Source organism: Pseudomonas sp. H1h (genome assembly GCF_000633255.1).
Lineage (GTDB): Bacteria > Pseudomonadota > Gammaproteobacteria > Pseudomonadales > Pseudomonadaceae > Aquipseudomonas.
On sequence record NZ_AYMJ01000036.1, the window covers coordinates 14869 to 30319 of the forward strand.

At 61.8% G+C, this 15451-nt stretch carries 13 protein-coding genes and 1 tRNA gene; 3 read left to right on the plus strand and 11 right to left on the minus strand.

Features of this window, described 5'->3' with window-relative positions; all coding sequences use genetic code 11:
• The first annotated feature begins 86 nt into the window (after positions 1-86).
• A complete protein-coding gene (locus U862_RS0127885; RefSeq protein WP_025113402.1) occupies positions 87-1076 on the plus strand; it encodes a sensor domain-containing diguanylate cyclase in 990 nt (329 codons plus the stop codon).
• A 139-nt stretch (positions 1077-1215) separates the two neighbouring features.
• Here U862_RS0127885 and U862_RS0127890 read toward each other — a convergent pair whose 3' ends face one another.
• The 3 genes from U862_RS0127890 to gabD form a co-directional block, all read right to left on the minus strand.
• Entirely contained in the window at positions 1216-2427 is a 1212-nt protein-coding gene (locus U862_RS0127890) for a response regulator (protein ID WP_025113403.1), read from the minus strand.
• A 141-nt stretch (positions 2428-2568) separates the two neighbouring features.
• Positions 2569-3846 (minus strand): 4-aminobutyrate--2-oxoglutarate transaminase, encoded by a 1278-nt coding sequence (gabT, locus tag U862_RS0127895; RefSeq protein ID WP_003220503.1) that lies wholly within the window; start codon positions 3844-3846, stop codon positions 2569-2571.
• 185 nt (positions 3847-4031) lie between these two features.
• Entirely contained in the window at positions 4032-5474 is a 1443-nt protein-coding gene (gene gabD / locus U862_RS0127900; protein WP_025113404.1) for an NADP-dependent succinate-semialdehyde dehydrogenase, read from the minus strand.
• 443 nt (positions 5475-5917) lie between these two features.
• Between gabD and U862_RS0127905 the strand changes: the two genes are divergently transcribed.
• Positions 5918-5994: transfer RNA gene (locus U862_RS0127905), tRNA-Arg, on the plus strand.
• Positions 5995-6071: 77 nt separating this feature from the next.
• On the opposite strand, the gene U862_RS0127910 is transcribed toward U862_RS0127905, so the two are convergent.
• The 5 genes from U862_RS0127910 to U862_RS0127930 all read right to left on the minus strand — a co-directional run bounded on the left by U862_RS0127910 (position 6072) and on the right by U862_RS0127930 (position 9896).
• Positions 6072-6278 (minus strand): hypothetical protein, encoded by a 207-nt coding sequence (locus U862_RS0127910; protein WP_025113405.1) that lies wholly within the window; start codon positions 6276-6278, stop codon positions 6072-6074.
• A gap of 79 nt (positions 6279-6357) precedes the next feature.
• Entirely contained in the window at positions 6358-6954 is a 597-nt protein-coding gene (locus tag U862_RS0127915) for a hypothetical protein (protein WP_025113406.1), read from the minus strand.
• The gene (locus tag U862_RS0127920) at positions 6951-7532 is read right to left on the minus strand and encodes an RNA polymerase sigma factor (RefSeq protein WP_025113407.1); all 582 of its coding nucleotides are present in this window, start codon (positions 7530-7532) and stop codon (positions 6951-6953) included. Before U862_RS0127920 ends, U862_RS0127915 begins: the two co-directional genes overlap by 4 nt.
• 29 nt (positions 7533-7561) lie before the next feature.
• Positions 7562-9247 carry a VWA domain-containing protein gene (locus U862_RS0127925; RefSeq protein WP_025113408.1) on the minus strand — a complete coding sequence of 562 codons (1686 nt, stop codon included), beginning with the start codon at positions 9245-9247 and terminating at the stop codon, positions 7562-7564.
• A gap of 88 nt (positions 9248-9335) precedes the next feature.
• Positions 9336-9896 carry a YbhB/YbcL family Raf kinase inhibitor-like protein gene (locus U862_RS0127930; RefSeq protein WP_025113409.1) on the minus strand — a complete coding sequence of 187 codons (561 nt, stop codon included), beginning with the start codon at positions 9894-9896 and terminating at the stop codon, positions 9336-9338.
• A 139-nt stretch (positions 9897-10035) separates the two neighbouring features.
• On the opposite strand from U862_RS0127930, the gene U862_RS0127935 reads away from it, so the two are divergent.
• Entirely contained in the window at positions 10036-11577 is a 1542-nt protein-coding gene (locus U862_RS0127935) for an FAD-dependent oxidoreductase (RefSeq protein ID WP_025113410.1), read from the plus strand.
• Here the strand turns inward: U862_RS0127935 and pgaD are convergent.
• From pgaD to pgaB, 3 genes are read right to left on the minus strand one after another with little or no spacing between them, the layout of a single operon-like run.
• Positions 11558-12091 (minus strand): poly-beta-1,6-N-acetyl-D-glucosamine biosynthesis protein PgaD, encoded by a 534-nt coding sequence (gene pgaD, locus U862_RS0127940; RefSeq protein WP_025113411.1) that lies wholly within the window; start codon positions 12089-12091, stop codon positions 11558-11560. The two genes, U862_RS0127935 and pgaD, sit on opposite strands and share 20 nt — an antisense overlap.
• Positions 12088-13443 (minus strand): poly-beta-1,6-N-acetyl-D-glucosamine synthase, encoded by a 1356-nt coding sequence (gene pgaC, locus U862_RS0127945; protein ID WP_025113412.1) that lies wholly within the window; start codon positions 13441-13443, stop codon positions 12088-12090. The genes pgaD and pgaC overlap by 4 nt, the downstream gene beginning before the upstream one ends.
• A 1-nt stretch (position 13444) precedes the next feature.
• Positions 13445-15442 carry a poly-beta-1,6-N-acetyl-D-glucosamine N-deacetylase PgaB gene (pgaB, locus tag U862_RS0127950; RefSeq protein ID WP_025113413.1) on the minus strand — a complete coding sequence of 666 codons (1998 nt, stop codon included), beginning with the start codon at positions 15440-15442 and terminating at the stop codon, positions 13445-13447.
• Positions 15443-15451 lie beyond the last annotated feature (9 nt).

The following is a 15451-nucleotide window of genomic DNA, read 5'->3' on the forward strand; positions in this document are numbered from 1 at the left end:
CCCTATCTCAAAGACACTTCGCCACCCCGGCGGGCTGTACTGTGGCCGTTGTCGAAATTGCGGCACGCCCTTTGAGATATGTGCCGATGGTCAACAACAATCAAAAAGACTCATCCCTTGCGCAGTGGCCCGAGGCCGCGCAAACCCTGATGGCGCTGATGCACGCCCAGGGCGAAGTTGCTCGGCTGAGCGAGCGCGAACAGCTGTTCAGCTCACTGCTGGTTAGCGTCAACGCGGTGCTTTGGGCGTTCAACTGGGAAACCCGTCAGGTGCTGTACGTCAGCCCCGCGTATGAACGGATTTTCGGCCGCTCCGCAGGGCTCTTGCTCGCCGACTACAACCAGTGGCGCGACAGTATCTACCCCGACGATCTGGAATACGCCGAACGCAGCCTTGCCGAAGTCCTGCACAAGGGCGCGGTGGAAGACCGCGAATACCGGATCATCGCCGCCGACGGCCAGGTTCGCTGGCTGAGCGACAAATGCTTCATCAACCGTCAGGACGAGCCCGGACAACCGGTGATCATTGTCGGCATCGCCGAGGACATCACCGACAAGAAGCACATGGAAACCGAGCTGCAACGCCTGGCGACCACCGACGTGCTGACCCAAAGCAGCAATCGCCGCCATTTCTTCGAATGCGCCAACCGCGAATTCGAAGAGGCACGCCTGCAAGGTGCGCCACTGGCGTTTCTGCTGCTGGACATCGACGACTTCAAGCTGATCAACGACAGCTACGGCCACCCCGAGGGCGACAGCGTGCTGCAGCGCATCGCCGAATGCGGGCGCGGCTCTTTACGCAGGGGTGATCTGTTCGGGCGCATTGGCGGAGAAGAGTTCGCAGCGGTGTTCCCCGGTTGTGCACCGGACATGGCGATGCAAGTGGCGGAACGGCTGCAACAGGAAATTCAGCGCTTGAGTTTCAGCCATGACGGGCAGACGTTCGGCATCACCGTCAGCCAGGGCCTGACCAGCCTCAACCCCGAGGACGACAGCCTCGACAGCCTGTTCGCCCGGGCAGATGCGGCGATGTACGAGGCCAAGCGCCAGGGCAAGAATCGGATCATTACTGCCTGAACCGAGATTTCAGCCATCCAGAGCTCCAATGTGGGAGCGGCCTTGCTCGCGAAGGCGGTGTGTCATTCAGCAATTGTGTTGCCTGATACACCGCCTTCGCGAGCAAGCCCGCTCCCACAGGGTTGGGTGAAAACTCTGGTTATTTACGCATCCTCATCAATTCCGGCAACCCGATCTTCAGCAGCCGCGCCGTGCGACTCCTGGCCAGTTCCTCTACGCCCTCGTGCTCAGTCAGGCGGGCCATTTGTGCCGCCATGTTCATCACCAGCGCCTCGCGAGAATAAACCCCGCCACCGAGCTGATAGACTGACGCAATCAACTCGCGCAGCTCCAGCGGCAAGCGCCAGCGCGTGCGCAGCGCCGAACCGTAGGCCGCGCCAAACTCCGCCAGCGCGTCGCCCACCTCCTCCCACTCATCCAGCTCTCCGCCGGCCTGTTTCCACTCCTGCAAACAACGCAGCAACGCCAGATCGCCAAGGCGATGCAGCATGCCGGCGCAATAGCAGCGCTCCTGATCCAGATCGAGCAGGCGTGCCAGGGTGCGGGCGTATTCCGCGGTGTGCAGCGACAGCCCCCAATAGCGCTCGGCGTAGTCCGCCAGGCACGGGTCGCTGAGTCTGGCACTGCGCTTGAGCGCCAGACCTAGAATCAGGTTCATGCTCTGCCCGGTGCCGAGCCGATGCAGCGCTTGCCCCAGGGTCTGCACTGCCGCGCCATGATGCTGCGCCGCACTGTTGGCCGCCGCGATCAACACCGCAGTGATTTGCGGATCAGTGCGAATTTCATCTTCCAGCAACTTCAGGTCGAGGCCACTGGGGTTCAGGCTGCGCTTCACCGCCACCTGCACATCGGTCATCAACGGCGCACCATCGGCGCGCTCGCGGCGCCGCTCAAGGAACACGGCCAGGGTCATGCCGGGCGCCAGCGTCGGCACCTCGCAGAACACTTCTTCGCCGGCATTGAGCAGCAAGCCCTGCAAGCGCTCGGTCAGGCTTTCCATGTTCAACGGTTTGGTCAGGTAAGCCGTGGGAGCCAGCGGGATGGCTTCGCGCACGCTAGCGCTGTCGTTGCGGCTGCTCATCAGGATGAACGGCAGTGGTGGATTGCGTTTGCGCTGACGCACGCTGCGCAGCACGCTCAAGCCATCGATGCCCGGCAACTCCCAGTCGACGATCGCCAGGTCATAGGGCACTTCGCTGAGCAATGACAGAGCTTGTTGGCCGTCGGCACACAGGTCCAGCCGTGCATCGCAACGGACGTTGAGCAACACTTGTTTGAGCAGGTCCCGGGACCACGGATCGGCCTCGGCAATCAGCACTCGAGGTACGGCGGGTAAATCAACGGCAGTCATGCGCGCTCTCCCTTGCAATGCCTGAACCTTAGCCAATGCTGGCCTTTCGATACAGCGCAAAAGCACCGGATGTGTTTCAAGGGGCGTAAAAAAACCCGCCGAAGCGGGTTTTTTGTCGAACCGATCACACAGTGCCGGGGCTTACAGCTCCGAGAAGCACTCTTCGATGATCGCCAGGCCTTTGTCCAGTTGCTCGTCCGGCGAGGTCAGCGGTACGAGTACACGCAGAACGTTGCCGTAGGTGCCGCAGGACAGCAGGATCAGGCCCTTGTCACGCGCCTTGGCCACCACAGCTGCAACGGCAGTCGGGTTTGGCTTGTGGCTGTCGCCGTTTTCGAACAGCTCGACCGCGATCATCGCGCCCAAGGCACGCACTTCGCCGATCACCGGGTACTTGGCCTGGATGGCCTTCAGACCGGTGACCAGACGCTCGCCGACTGCCTTGCAGCGGTCCAGCAGTTGCTCTTCTTCGAACACTTCCATCACGGCCAGGGCCGCAGCGCAAGCAATCGGGCTACCGGCGTAGGTGCCGCCCAGGCCGCCTGGGGCAATGGCGTCCATGTATTCGGCCTTGCCGCAGACACCGGCCAGCGGGAAGCCGCCAGCGATGGATTTGGCGAAGGTGGTCAGGTCGGCAGCAACGCCCATCTGTTCCATGGCGAAGAAGGTGCCGGTACGGCCAGCGCCGGTCTGCACTTCGTCAGCGATCAACAGGATGCCGTGCTGGTCGCACAGTGCACGCAGACGCTTCATGAATTCTTTCGGCGCGACGTAGAAACCACCTTCACCCTGCACAGGCTCGATGATGATCGCGGCGATGTCTTTAGGCTCGGCGTCGTTCTTGAAGATGCGTTCGATGGAAGCGATCGAATCGTCGATGCTCACGCCGTGCAGTTCGTTCGGATACAGCGCGCGGAAGATGCCGCCTGGCATCAGGCCCATGCCGGCCGAGTAAGGCACGACTTTACCGGTCAGGCCCAGGGTCATCATGGTGCGACCGTGGTAAGCGCCGGTGAAGGCGATCACGCCGGCACGGCCAGTGGCGGCGCGAGCGATTTTCACGGCGTTTTCCACGGCTTCGGAACCGGTGGTGACCAACAGGGTTTTCTTGGCGAAATCACCTGGCACCTTGGCGTTGATCTTTTCGCACAGCTCAACGTACGGCTCGTAAGCCAGCACCTGGAAGCAGGTGTGGGTCAGCTTGTTCAACTGTTCGGTCACGGCCGCGATGATTTTCGGGTGCACGTGGCCGGTGTTCAGCACAGCGATACCGCCGGCGAAGTCGATGAATTCACGACCTTCAACGTCAGTCACGGTAGCGTTCTTTGCCGATTCAGCGAAAATCGGGTGAATCTGGCCAACACCACGGGGTACGGCAGCGGTACGGCGGGCCATCAGTTCAGCGTTAGTCTTGCTCATTACAGTCCTCATTCACCGCTCATCGGGCGGCGTGGTTCAAGGATTAAGCGGGAGAAATCGGCGGTGGCAGCATGCGATGATCGACTGCCACGGCGTTCCCGGCCGCAGAGAAAATTCCGGTTTGAAACGACGCAAAGGGACAGCGCTCTCGTGCCCTTTGCGTTTGCAGCGATCCCTTTCCCGGCTTAGATGCCCAGGCAGAGGTATTTGATTTCCAGGTAATCTTCGATGCCGTACTTGGAGCCTTCACGGCCCAGGCCCGAGGCCTTGATGCCGCCGAACGGCGCGACTTCGTTGGAGATCAGCCCGGTGTTGACGCCGACCATGCCGTATTCCAGGGCCTCAGCCACACGGAACACGCGGCCCAGGTCGCGAGCGTAGAAGTAGGAAGCCAGACCGAACTCGGTGTCGTTGGACATCGCGATCACTTCGGCTTCGTCTTTGAAGCGGAACAGCGGCGCCAACGGGCCGAAGGTTTCTTCCTTGGCCACGGCGGCATCTTTCGGCACGTTGGTCAGGATGGTCGGTTCGAAGAAGTTGCCTTCCATCGGCTTGCCGCCGGCCAGCACGGTGGCGCCTTTGGCCACGGCGTCAGCGATGTGCTCTTGCACCTTGGCCACGGCTTTTTCGTCGATCAGCGGGCCGGTGGTGGTGCCCTCTTCCAGACCGTTGCCGATCTTCAGCTTGGCCACGGCCACTTTCAGCTTCTCGGCAAACGCGTCGTAGACCGAATCCTGAATGTACAGGCGGTTGGCGCAGACGCAGGTCTGGCCGTTGTTGCGGTACTTGGAAATGATCGCGCCTTCGACAGCCTTATCCAGGTCCGCGTCGTCGAACACGATAAACGGCGCGTTGCCGCCCAGTTCCAGCGAGACTTTCTTGATGTCCTTGGCGCATTCCGACATCAGCTGGCGACCGATTTCGGTCGAACCGGTGAAGGACAGCTTGCGCACGATCGGGTTGCTGGTCAGCTCGCTGCCGATGTCGCCGGCGCTGCCGGAGACCACGCTGAACACGCCTTTCGGAATGCCGGCACGCTGCGCCAGTTCAGCCAGGGCGAACGCGGAGAATGGGGTTTGCGAAGCCGGCTTGAGCACCATGGTGCAACCGGCGGCCAGCGCAGGGCCGGCTTTACGGGTGATCATCGCCGCCGGGAAGTTCCACGGGGTGATCGCGGCGGTCACGCCGATCGGCTGCTTGATCACGATCAGGCGCTTGTCTGGCTGGTGGCCCGGAATCACGTCACCGTAGATGCGTTTGGCTTCTTCGGCGAACCACTCGATGAACGAAGCGGCGTAAACGATTTCGCCCTTGGCTTCAGCCAGCGGCTTGCCCTGTTCGAGGGTCATCAGTCGCGCGAGGTCGTCCTGGTTTTCGATCATCAGTTCGAACCAGCGACGCAGCTTGCCTGCACGCTCCTTGGCGGTCAGTGCACGCCAGGCCGGCAGCGCTTTATCGGCGGCTTCGATCGCGCGGCGGGTTTCGGCAGCGCCCATTTTCGGTACGGTGCCCAGAATCTCGCCGGTGGCCGGGTTGTTGACCTTGATCGTCTGACCGTTGTCCGCATCGACCCAAGCGCCATCAATGAAGGCTTGCTGGCGGAACAACAGGGTGTCTTTAAGCTGCATGTCGGCTTTCCTTAACAGCACCGCGGCCTGCGCGGAGCAAAATTATGATTGTAGAAAGGCGCCTCGCAAGGCTGCCGTCAGGGAAATCATCTACCGGGTGAGGCGCAGCGATAGTGCGTTATTCACAGCACCTGCGCTTCAACACCCAATCAAAGAGCGTTTGAAATCTCAAACGGATCGTAGGATCAAAGGGGTTAAAGGACAATAGGTCGTTCGAAAAAAAGAACAAAAACGGCGTGTTTGTGGAAATTTTCAGATCAACGAGCCAAAAACCCCGTCCGCAGCCAAACCATAGATCAGCCCGGCAAAAGCGCCAAGCGAGGGTTTTGCAGGACGTTACAGCTTTAAGGAATGCAGCGATTTCTCCCGACACGCGCCCTGACAAAACCCGCCAAAACCCGGCATGGACGCCCCGAGCCGACCTAGGTATGATGTCGCCCGCTGCACCAGTAGCTCAGCTGGATAGAGTACTGCCCTCCGAAGGCAGGGGTCGTGGGTTCGAATCCCGCCTGGTGCACCACTGATTTAAACGAGAAAGCCCCGGACTGTGATGGTCCGGGGCTTTTTTGTGGGCGCTGATTTTTCATGCGACGGCGGTCACTCCGTCGTCCAGTCAAACTCATCGTAATCGTCGTCATCGTCTTCCTCCCCAACCTCCTCAAAAACCTCGTCTTCTTCCACGATGTCTTCTTCCGACTGGTTCAGCAGAAACTCCTTGCGAGCCTCGGTAATCGCGCGCCGCATCTCCTCGCCCTTTTCCGGGCAGTTGAGGAGTTGGGCGATGCGGTCGATTTTTGGTGCCACGGTGTTCTCCAGCGTTCAGCTATGGCCCGATAGTGCGCGTTTTTGCGGGGCAATGCCAAATGGCTGGGCGAACAGGCGGTCAATTTTGGCGGATTTGTTCCAGTCGCAGGTCGAGGTCCACGCCGGGGTAGCGTTTGTGCAGGTTGTTGTACAACGCATCAGCGGCTTGCGACTGGCCGGATTCGCGCAGGCGCAGGACTTCGCGCAGTTGCGTATCGAGGCCATTGGCCGGGGCGGCGGCACGTTTGCTGACTTTGGCTTCGTCGGCGCTGATGGCATCGCTTTGCATCGGTGCCGCCATTTCCATCATCGGCGCCGGCGCGGGCATGGCGCCAGCGGGGGCTGCCAGCGAGTGCGCTTCGGGGGCTTGTTTGCGCGACAGTGGTGCGGCGGGTTTGGCGGCCGGGGCGAAGTCGAATCGAGGTTGCGGCTCCGGTGCACGTTGCACCAGCGACAGCATCAGGGCCACGCCGACCAGGCTGGCGAACGCGACCTGCCAACGGGGTTTCTGGCAGGCTTGCAGCCAACGTTGCCACAGGCTTGGCTTCAGTGCCGGGGCGGCGCGATGGGCAGCGGCGAGAATCAGCGCATCGAGGTGCTCTGGCGGTTCGCCGGTGTGTTGCTCGCGGTAATGCTTGAGCAGTTGTTCTTCGGGTGTCTGGCGGGCGTCAGTCATGTCAGTACCTCCTCGGCCAGCAGCCGACGCAGTTTTTGCTGGGCGTAGCGCAAGCGGCTCTTGACGGTTTCCAGCGGTGTTTCGGTGAGGCTGGCGATTTGCGCCAGGTCGAGGTCGCCGTGGGCACGTAGCAGGAACACTTCGCGCTGATCGGCGGGCAGGGTCTGCAAGGCGCTTTCCAGGCGCTGGCTGTCGCGGCTGAGGTTCAGCAGTTGTTCGGGATCGTTGGTCTCGTCGCCAACCGCATGCAGCTGTTCGTCGTAGCTGTCGTGCAGCGGCTGATGAGCACCGTGTTTGCGCCAGTGATCGATCAGGCGATTGCGCGCAATCTGGAACAGCCACGTACGAAACGTCGCCCGCCCCTGTGGCTGACTGGCACTGCGAATCAGGCTCAGCCAGGTGTCCTGAAATACTTCGTCAGCCAGTTCCGGCTTGCCGCTCAATCCCAGCAGAAAGCCGTACAAACCCTGACGATGGCGGGCGTACAGAATCTCGAACGCCACCCTGTCGCCCTCGCGATAACGGGCCAGCAGCGATTCGTCGCTGCTGGCCTCAAGGCTGTCGGCGGAGGCAAACAGCTGTGTGATGAAGCCTTTGAGGCGGCTCACTATTCAATCCGTCGCTCAGTGGGCATCGCACTCGATGCGGTTGAGGTGCGCAGGCTTTGCGCCAGTTCCACCAGTTGCACAAACTCGTTGCGCAAGCCGAAACGGTCATCGCCGCGCGCGCCACGGGCCAGTGTTTCGGTGTCCTTCAGGCTGAAATCGCCGGTATAGCGAGCGTCCTTGAGCTGCTGGGAAAATGCCGCAACCGCCGCCGCGAAACGCAGATCCTCGCTGGCCGGTGCGACCTGACTGGCAATCGGCCGCTCGATCAGCAGGCTTTTCCCACCTTCAGGCTGTTGATAACGCACACGCAGCATCGCCAATTCCCCGTTCTTCGCCGCAACCGCCACCTCCGATTTACCGTAGCGCAGCGGTTCCAGCCAGCCCTGCTCACCTGCCGGGACAATTTCATACAGCGCAGTCACCGTATGTCCTGCGCCGACTTCACCGGCATCGACCTTGTCGTTGCTGAAATCCTCACGCTTGAGCGCGCGGTTTTCGTAGCCCAGCAGGCGATATTCACTGACCTGCGCCGGGTTGAATTCCACCTGCAGTTTGACGTTTTTCGCCACCACCGCCAGGGTCGAGCCGAGTTGATCCACCAGCACTTTGCGCGCCTCGCGCAGGTTGTCGATGTAGGCGTAATTGCCATCGCCGGCGTCGGCCAGTTGTTCCATCAAGTGTTCATTGTAGTTATCCACACCAAAACCCAGGGTGGTCAGGGAAATTCCGGTTTTGCGTTTATCCACAGCCATTTGCTTGAGGCTGTCGAAGTCGCTGACGCCAACGTTGAAGTCACCGTCGGTGGCCAACAGGATGCGGTTGATGCCTTTGGGGATGAATGCCTGCTGCGCCATTTGATAGGCCAGTTCGATGCCCGACGCGCCAGCGGTTGAACCGCCTGCGGTCAATTGCTCGATGGCTGTACGAATTTTCGCTTTTTCCCGTCCGGACGTTGGCTCAAGTACCACGCGGGATTCGCCGGCATACACCACCAGCGACACCCGGTCCTGCTCGCGCAACTGATCGACCAGCAATTTCAGCGTGCTTTTGACCAGTGGCAGTCCTTCGCGGCGATCCATCGATCCGGACACGTCCACCAGAAACACCAGATTCGCCGGCGCCAGCTCGGCCACGGCGCGGTCAGAGGCCTTGATGCCGATGCGCAGCAGACGGGTGTGCGGATTCCACGGGGTGGCGGCCAGTTCGGTGGTCACGCCAAATGGCGAATCATCGGTTGGCAACGCATAGTCGTAGGGAAAGTAATTGACCATTTCCTCCAGTCGCACCGCGCCTTCTGGCGGCAGACGCCCCTGATTGAGCAAACGCCGGACGTTGGCATAGGCGCCGGTGTCGACGTCGGCGCTGAAGGTCGAGACCGGGGACTCGGCGACGCTATGGATCGGGTTGTCAGCCAGCGTTTGATATTGCTCGCGCTGCGCGTCGCGATAGCCTTGTGGATAACGTTCAGGGGCCGGCATCGCCGCGAAACTGGCCATCGACGCCGGACGCGCACTGCGTTTGGCCATGGCGACATCGGCCAGAACCGCTTCGTGCTGAATCGAAGCCTGCGGCTGGGCCGGCGCCGGGACGGCGGCTGACTCCGGATTGGAAGACACGCCGCAACCGGCGACGGCCAACAACACACCGACCGCAGCAGGTCGCAGAAAAGGCAGAGAAAGGGACATGGGGGCTGACCTCGGGATGAAAGTGATTCATTCATCCACTGAGACGGGCAGCCCCTTCAGTTCGGGTTAAACGCCACTGAAATTATTTTCAGCGGTGATAACGCCGCACCACACTGCTGTTACGCAGGACGTGGCCTTTGATCTTGTCCATCAGTTCGGCGCGGGTCAGACCGGCCGGCAAGGCGTCCGGGGCGAGGTCCAGGGCGTAGATCTGGATGATGTAGTGGTGGGCGCTGTCGCCAACCGGTGGGCAAGGCCCGATGTAATGGGTGGTGCCTTTGCTGTTGGTGCCGCCAACGCCTTCGAGGTTGGATTTGGCACCGACACCGGCCGGGATCTGCCGAGTGGTGGCCTTGATGCCGTAGTGAATCCAGTGATCGACGCCCATGCCCTTCTGGCCGTCCGGGTCATGCATGACGATCGCGTAGCTCTGGGTGGCGCTGGGGCCCGCGTTCCAGGCCAGCGCCGGCGACTGGTTCTTGCCGCCGCAACCGGCCGAATCGCTCGCAGCAGCCGAGGTGAACAGGCGGTTGTCCGAGACACCGGGGATGTCGAGGGTAAAGCGCTCGGCTGCCTGCGCCGGAAACTGCACGCAAAGGGCGACGGCAACGGCCGCCAGCCAAGGGTTGAGAGAGGTCAATCGGGTCATTCCGGGAGCACCTTGTGCAGTTGGGCCTTCGTCGGCCTGCAAACTATAGCTGTACCGTTGATGCCGTGGCAGTAGCAATTGGCTGAACCTCGCACTGTGCCGCAAACTCGTAAGAGAAATACCCGCGAGGAAGCCGATCATGTCCCTGCACCGTGTCGCCCGTGTCGCCGATGTCCCTGAAGACCGTGGCCTGCAAGTCGAAATCGGCGACTGCAAGATTGTTCTGCTCCACGCAAACGGCCAACTACGGGCGTTTCAGGGCGAATGCCCACACGCCGGCGCGCCGCTGGCTGACGGTGCGCTGTGTCACGGACGCCTGATCTGCCCGTGGCACAAGGCCGCGTTTCGCGCAGAAGACGGCGCGTTGTGCGAGCCGCCGGCCCTCGACAGCCTCAAGCGTTATCCGCTGGAGTTACGTGGCGATGAGGTCTGGGTCGATGATCAACCGCTACCGGATGCACACACGCCGCCGGCGGATGATCCGCGCACTTTCGTGATTGTCGGCGCAGGTGCAGCCGGCACCGCGTGTGCGGCGGCACTGCGCGAGAAAGGTTTTGGTGGCCGGCTCATCATGATCGACCGCGAACCGGACGCAGGTTACGACCGCACGGTGCTGAGCAAATTTGTCCTCGCCGGTGAGATGACCGCGCAGGACACCCCGCCACTGCGTGATGAGAAATTTTATAGAGAGCAGCGCATCGAACGCCGGCAAGGCGAAATCACAGCACTCGATGCCTCAGCGCAAACCCTGCAGTTGGACGACGGCCAGTCCCTGCACTACGACGCGGCAGTGCTCGCCACCGGCGGCGCGCCCACCCCCCTGCTATTGCCCGGTGCCAACCTGCCGCAGGTGTTTGTCCTGCGCTCGAAAGCCCAGGCCGAACAGATCATGCGCGCGGCCAGACCCGAACAGCGCGCAGTCATCATCGGCGACAGCTTCATCGCCCTCGAATGCGCCTCGGCCCTGCGCCAGTTCGGCCTCGACGTGACAGTGATCGCCCGCCACGCGATTCCGTTTGCCGCGCAATTCGGCGAAGCGGTGGGCAAGGCGATCCGTGCGTTGCATGAAGCACACGGAGTGAAATTCATCACCGATCACGAAGCCCGCGAAATCACCGGCGACGGTAGCGTCGAGGCGGTGTTGCTGGACAACGGCTTGCGTGTGTCGGCGGATCTGGTGCTGGCGGGGGTGGGTGTGCATCCGGCCACCGAGGCGTTTGCATCGCTGCCAAGGGAGAAAGACCAGTCGCTGCACGTCGATGCTGGCCTGCGCGTCTGCGAAGGGTTATGGGCGATTGGCGACATCGCCACGTTCCCCCTGAACGGCCAGCCGCAACGCATCGAACACTGGCGCCTGGCCCAGCAGCACGCGCGCATCGCTGCCGCCAACCTGCTGGGCGCTGACGAGCATTATCTGGATGTGCCGTTTTTCTGGACCTGGCACTTCGGCAAAAACTACGACTACCTGGGCCATGCCAGCCAGTGGGATGAAGTCAAATTCAAGGGTAAACCCGAACAGCCGCCCTTTATCGGCCTGTTCGGCGACAATGGCGTGGTGGTCGCCGCCGTGGCCTGCGAGCAAGAGCGGGCCATGGCGATGCTGGCCGAACGGATGAAGCAGCCGCTGCCCATGCAAGAGGCATGGCGGCTGGTTGGCGAGCTCAGCCAGGACGATTCATAGGATCACGATTGTCGTCGTCCTCGGCGTGCAGGAAGATCACCCGTGGGTGCTCCAGCGGCGCCAGCGGTGATGGCAGTTGCTCTGGCTCTAGCGGACGGAAGTTCAGCACCACATGGCTGATATCACCGTCCTGGTCGTTGTGGATGGTCATCACCCCGGGCGTGCGCAACTTCTGCAAACGGTCATCGCACAGGCGAAAGCTCTTGGTCAGCCCTTCATCGTCGACCACCGGCGCCGGCAAGCGGCGCTGGGCAAAGCTTCTGCTCTTGCGCTGTTGATAACGGGCCCAGGTAATCAGGATCACCGCGTTGATCAGCGCCACCCACAGGTAAATGTGCAAAGTACCGAGCGCTTCGAACGCCGAGTTGTCGATGCGCGGCCCACCGGCATGGGTGTCGATCAGTGGCCACAACCCACGCACCAGCAGAAACAGCAGGCCGACCCAGGCCAGCACGGTGAGGATCACATCGATCACGACCAGAAAGGGGCGCTGGCGGGTCCGGATGATTTTCATTTGATGACCTCCTCTTCGTCGTCTCCGACCGGTTTGATACCCCGGTCAGGGCTGACCCAACGCGCACGCTTCTGATGCTGACCGAACAACACCTTGGGGAAACTGACCAGCGTGGTCAGCAGGCTGATGAACCAGAACACCAACGGATACCAGACCACCCAGAACATCGTGCGTCCCAGGCCCGGCTCGTAGCGCCGGTCAATGATGATGCTGACAGCGAACTGCACCAGACAGACGAACGCCAGCAGCAGCCCGGTGAACGCCGGCGGCATCAGATGGTGAACGGCAATCGCATCCGGCATGACCACGAACTTGCCCACCGCCCAGAAGATCACCGACAGCAGGAAGGTGAACGCCCACCCGGTCGACAGGCAGTATTCGAACAACAGCGGCCACAGATAACGATGACGGTACTGCCAGATGCCGCGAATGTTCTTGAACAACACTTCGGCACCACCCTGCGCCCAGCGCAGGCGCTGCTTCCACAGGCCGCCGAGGGTTTCCGGCATCAGGATCCAGCACAAGGCGCGCGGCTCGTAGAAGATGCTCCAGTGATCGAGTTGCAGCTTCCAGCTGATGTCGATGTCTTCGGTGATCATGTCCGGGCTCCAGTAGCCGACCCGGTTCAATGCCGTGCGACGGAACGCGACGATCACTCCGGAGACGGTGAAGATCCGCCCGAACACGCGCTGAGTACGTTTGATCAGACCGATGATCGACGAGAATTCACCGACCTGTACCCGCCCGACCAATGTCGAGCGTGTGCGAATCCGTGGGTTGCCGGTCACCGCGCCAAGCCGTGCGTTGTCGAGCATCGGCGCCACCAGATAGGCCGCAGTGTTCGGCGCCAGCAGCGCATCACCGTCGATGCACACCAGATATTCGCTGCGCGCAGCAATCGCGCCCATGCGCAGGGCCACGGCCTTGCCCTGGTTTTCCGCCAGATGCAGGACCCGCAGCCGTGGGTCTTCCTTGGCCAGTGCGTCCAGCACTTGCGCGGTGTTGTCCTTGGAGCCGTCGTTGATCGCAATGACTTCGATGTTCGGGTAATGCTGACCCAGCGCGGCGTGGATGGTGTCGGCGGCATTGTCGCCTTCGTTGTAGCAAGGGATCAGGATCGAAATCAGCGGCTCGCCTTCCAGTGGCGGCGGCAGGGTGTCGTCCTTCCACGGCCAGTGGCGTTCCCAGTGCAGCCAGAAATACAGGCCGCCGGAAATCCACAGGCCGGACATGAACAACGGGTAGAAGAACACGAAGTCCATCAGGAACTGCCCGGTGACCAGGAAGATCAATCCCAGCGGCACGCCGAGGACGAGCGCCAGAACAAGCAGGGCTAACAGTCTATCCAGCATGTCATGGGTTCCATTTGTTGGAGAGCGCAGGCCGTACGGTTTTCAGGTCCGGCAGGTTGTCGAGGAAGTTGTCCGGGTAGTAACCGAAACTGGTCGCGCCCTGACGCTTGAGCCGGCCCATCCAGTCGGCCAGTTGGGCGCCATCGATGTCGGCCTGGTCTTTTTTCGTCCAGTCCCGGGCCTGCAGTTCGAACACCGTGCGGTCCAGTGCACCGGGGCGCTGTTTGATTTTTGCCACCAGTTCTTCGAGCCACGGGCCGGATTGCGCCTGGGTCTGTTTCTCCATCAATGGCATGGCCATCGGCGCCGTCCAGTCGTAGGTCACGAGGAAGTCGTCGAGGTTCTGTGCAAACCAGGCTTCGCTGTCGGGGTTGAGCACCGGTTCGGCGAAGATGTTGCGCGCGGTCAACACCTGCGGGCCACGGATCGCCCGGACCTTGGCGGTCAGCTCATTGGTGAAGTCGATCAGGTAACGGCTCTTGAACCGCGTCCAGCGCTGCATCGCTGCCGGATCGTCACGCAGGGCAGCAATCGACCCCGGCAAGCCATGCGCTGCGTAGGCCTTCAAGGCCTGGGGGCTGGCGTCTTCGAAGTCCGAAAGCACGGCGTCGTCGTGATAGAGGATGCCGTCGACCGAGGTCAGCCGCGCCACGTCTTCGTAGATTTCACCGATGATCCGCCGTACCTCGGGATCGAACGGTGAGAGGCGCTGGTACTGATCCGGGTCGACCGCGGTGGTCCCGGTCTGCGGATCCCAGCGCGTCACGCGCGGCAGTTTCGCATCGAGGCCAAAACTGAGCACCGGCATCCAGGCGAACACCTTCACATGGGCGCGGGTGCGCAGTTGCCAGGCGACGCGGTCAAAGATATCGGCGCGTACGGGCAGGTGACGGTTGGGGAAGTACAGCGAGTGCACCAGGCCATCACCTTTCGGATCGGCAAAGGCCTGCAGGAACACCGTGTTGGCGCCCATGTCAGCCATGCGCTGGATCAGCTTGCCCAGGTTGATTTCCTGCTGCGCCGGGTCAGGGTCATAGACGTTGTCCAGATCGACGTGGACCACACGCATGGTGAAATCCTGCTGCGCCGCGACGATGCTGTTGGCGAAATGCTCGCCGTCAGGGTCGGAGGCCACCAGGAAGCGTGGGCTGCTCATCAGGTTGTCGAGGGCATCGAGACCGTCGTCCAGGGTCAGGGCCATTTCGTAGCCTTGGTCGCCGATCACGGCCAGCGAAGTACCGTCCGCGGTACCGTACGGCCAGACCCAGATACGTGGTTTGTAGCCGGTGACCTTGCGGATCTTCTCCGAAATGGTCACGACGTCGGTGCGGATCCTTGCACGAAAATCTTCTTCGGACTCGTAGCGCTTGGTGACCGGATCGTAGCGACGAGTCGCCGCCGCCGGCTGCAGGTTGCCTTGCGGGTTGGCAAGGATGCCTTTGTGGCTGGCGTCGGTGTGGGCGGCGATTTCCACCAGCCCCGATTGCGAGATTTCCCGCACCTGGTCCCAGGTCAGAAAATCCGAACGCGCTCGCGGCGCACCGGCGAAATCCACCGGTTGATTGAGCGGCGTGTCGATCCAGACACCGACCGGCGCTAGCAAGGCATGCCAGTTATAGGCGCGCAGTACCGGCAGCACGCGGGTGTAGAAACTCGCATAACCGTCGTCGAAACTGAGGAGGATGGCCTTGGGCGGCAGTTCCGGACCGCCCTTGCGCGCGGCCATGATCTGGTCGACGGTGACCGGTTTGTAGCCGTTCTCGCGCAACCACGCGAGCTGCTCGATCATGCGCTCGGTGCGTACCGCCACCACCGCCTGATCGGGGTCACGGTCTTCGACGTCGTGATAGGCAATGCCCAGCACATGGTTTTTCGGCCACGGTTTTTCATTGGCCGCTACCGGACGCTGCGACGGCGGTGCGAAGGCCGGGGCTTGCTGGGCGCAGGCGCTGACCAGCAGCACTCCCAGCAGAAGGATGAAACGCGTAATCAAAGGCATCTTCAAACT

Coding starts and splice junctions, on each gene's coding strand:
- U862_RS0127885 (WP_025113402.1), top strand. CDS start 87: ATGGTCAACAACAATCAAAAAGACTCATCCCTTGCGCAGTGGCCCGAG.
- U862_RS0127890 (WP_025113403.1), bottom strand. CDS start 2,427: ATGACTGCCGTTGATTTACCCGCCGTACCTCGAGTGCTGATTGCCGAG.
- gabT (WP_003220503.1), bottom strand. CDS start 3,846: ATGAGCAAGACTAACGCTGAACTGATGGCCCGCCGTACCGCTGCCGTA.
- gabD (WP_025113404.1), bottom strand. CDS start 5,474: ATGCAGCTTAAAGACACCCTGTTGTTCCGCCAGCAAGCCTTCATTGAT.
- U862_RS0127915 (WP_025113406.1), bottom strand. CDS start 6,954: ATGACTGACGCCCGCCAGACACCCGAAGAACAACTGCTCAAGCATTAC.
- U862_RS0127925 (WP_025113408.1), bottom strand. CDS start 9,247: ATGTCCCTTTCTCTGCCTTTTCTGCGACCTGCTGCGGTCGGTGTGTTG.
- U862_RS0127930 (WP_025113409.1), bottom strand. CDS start 9,896: ATGACCCGATTGACCTCTCTCAACCCTTGGCTGGCGGCCGTTGCCGTC.
- U862_RS0127935 (WP_025113410.1), top strand. CDS start 10,036: ATGTCCCTGCACCGTGTCGCCCGTGTCGCCGATGTCCCTGAAGACCGT.
- pgaD (WP_025113411.1), bottom strand. CDS start 12,091: ATGAAAATCATCCGGACCCGCCAGCGCCCCTTTCTGGTCGTGATCGAT.
- pgaC (WP_025113412.1), bottom strand. CDS start 13,443: ATGCTGGATAGACTGTTAGCCCTGCTTGTTCTGGCGCTCGTCCTCGGC.
- pgaB (WP_025113413.1), bottom strand. CDS start 15,442: ATGCCTTTGATTACGCGTTTCATCCTTCTGCTGGGAGTGCTGCTGGTC.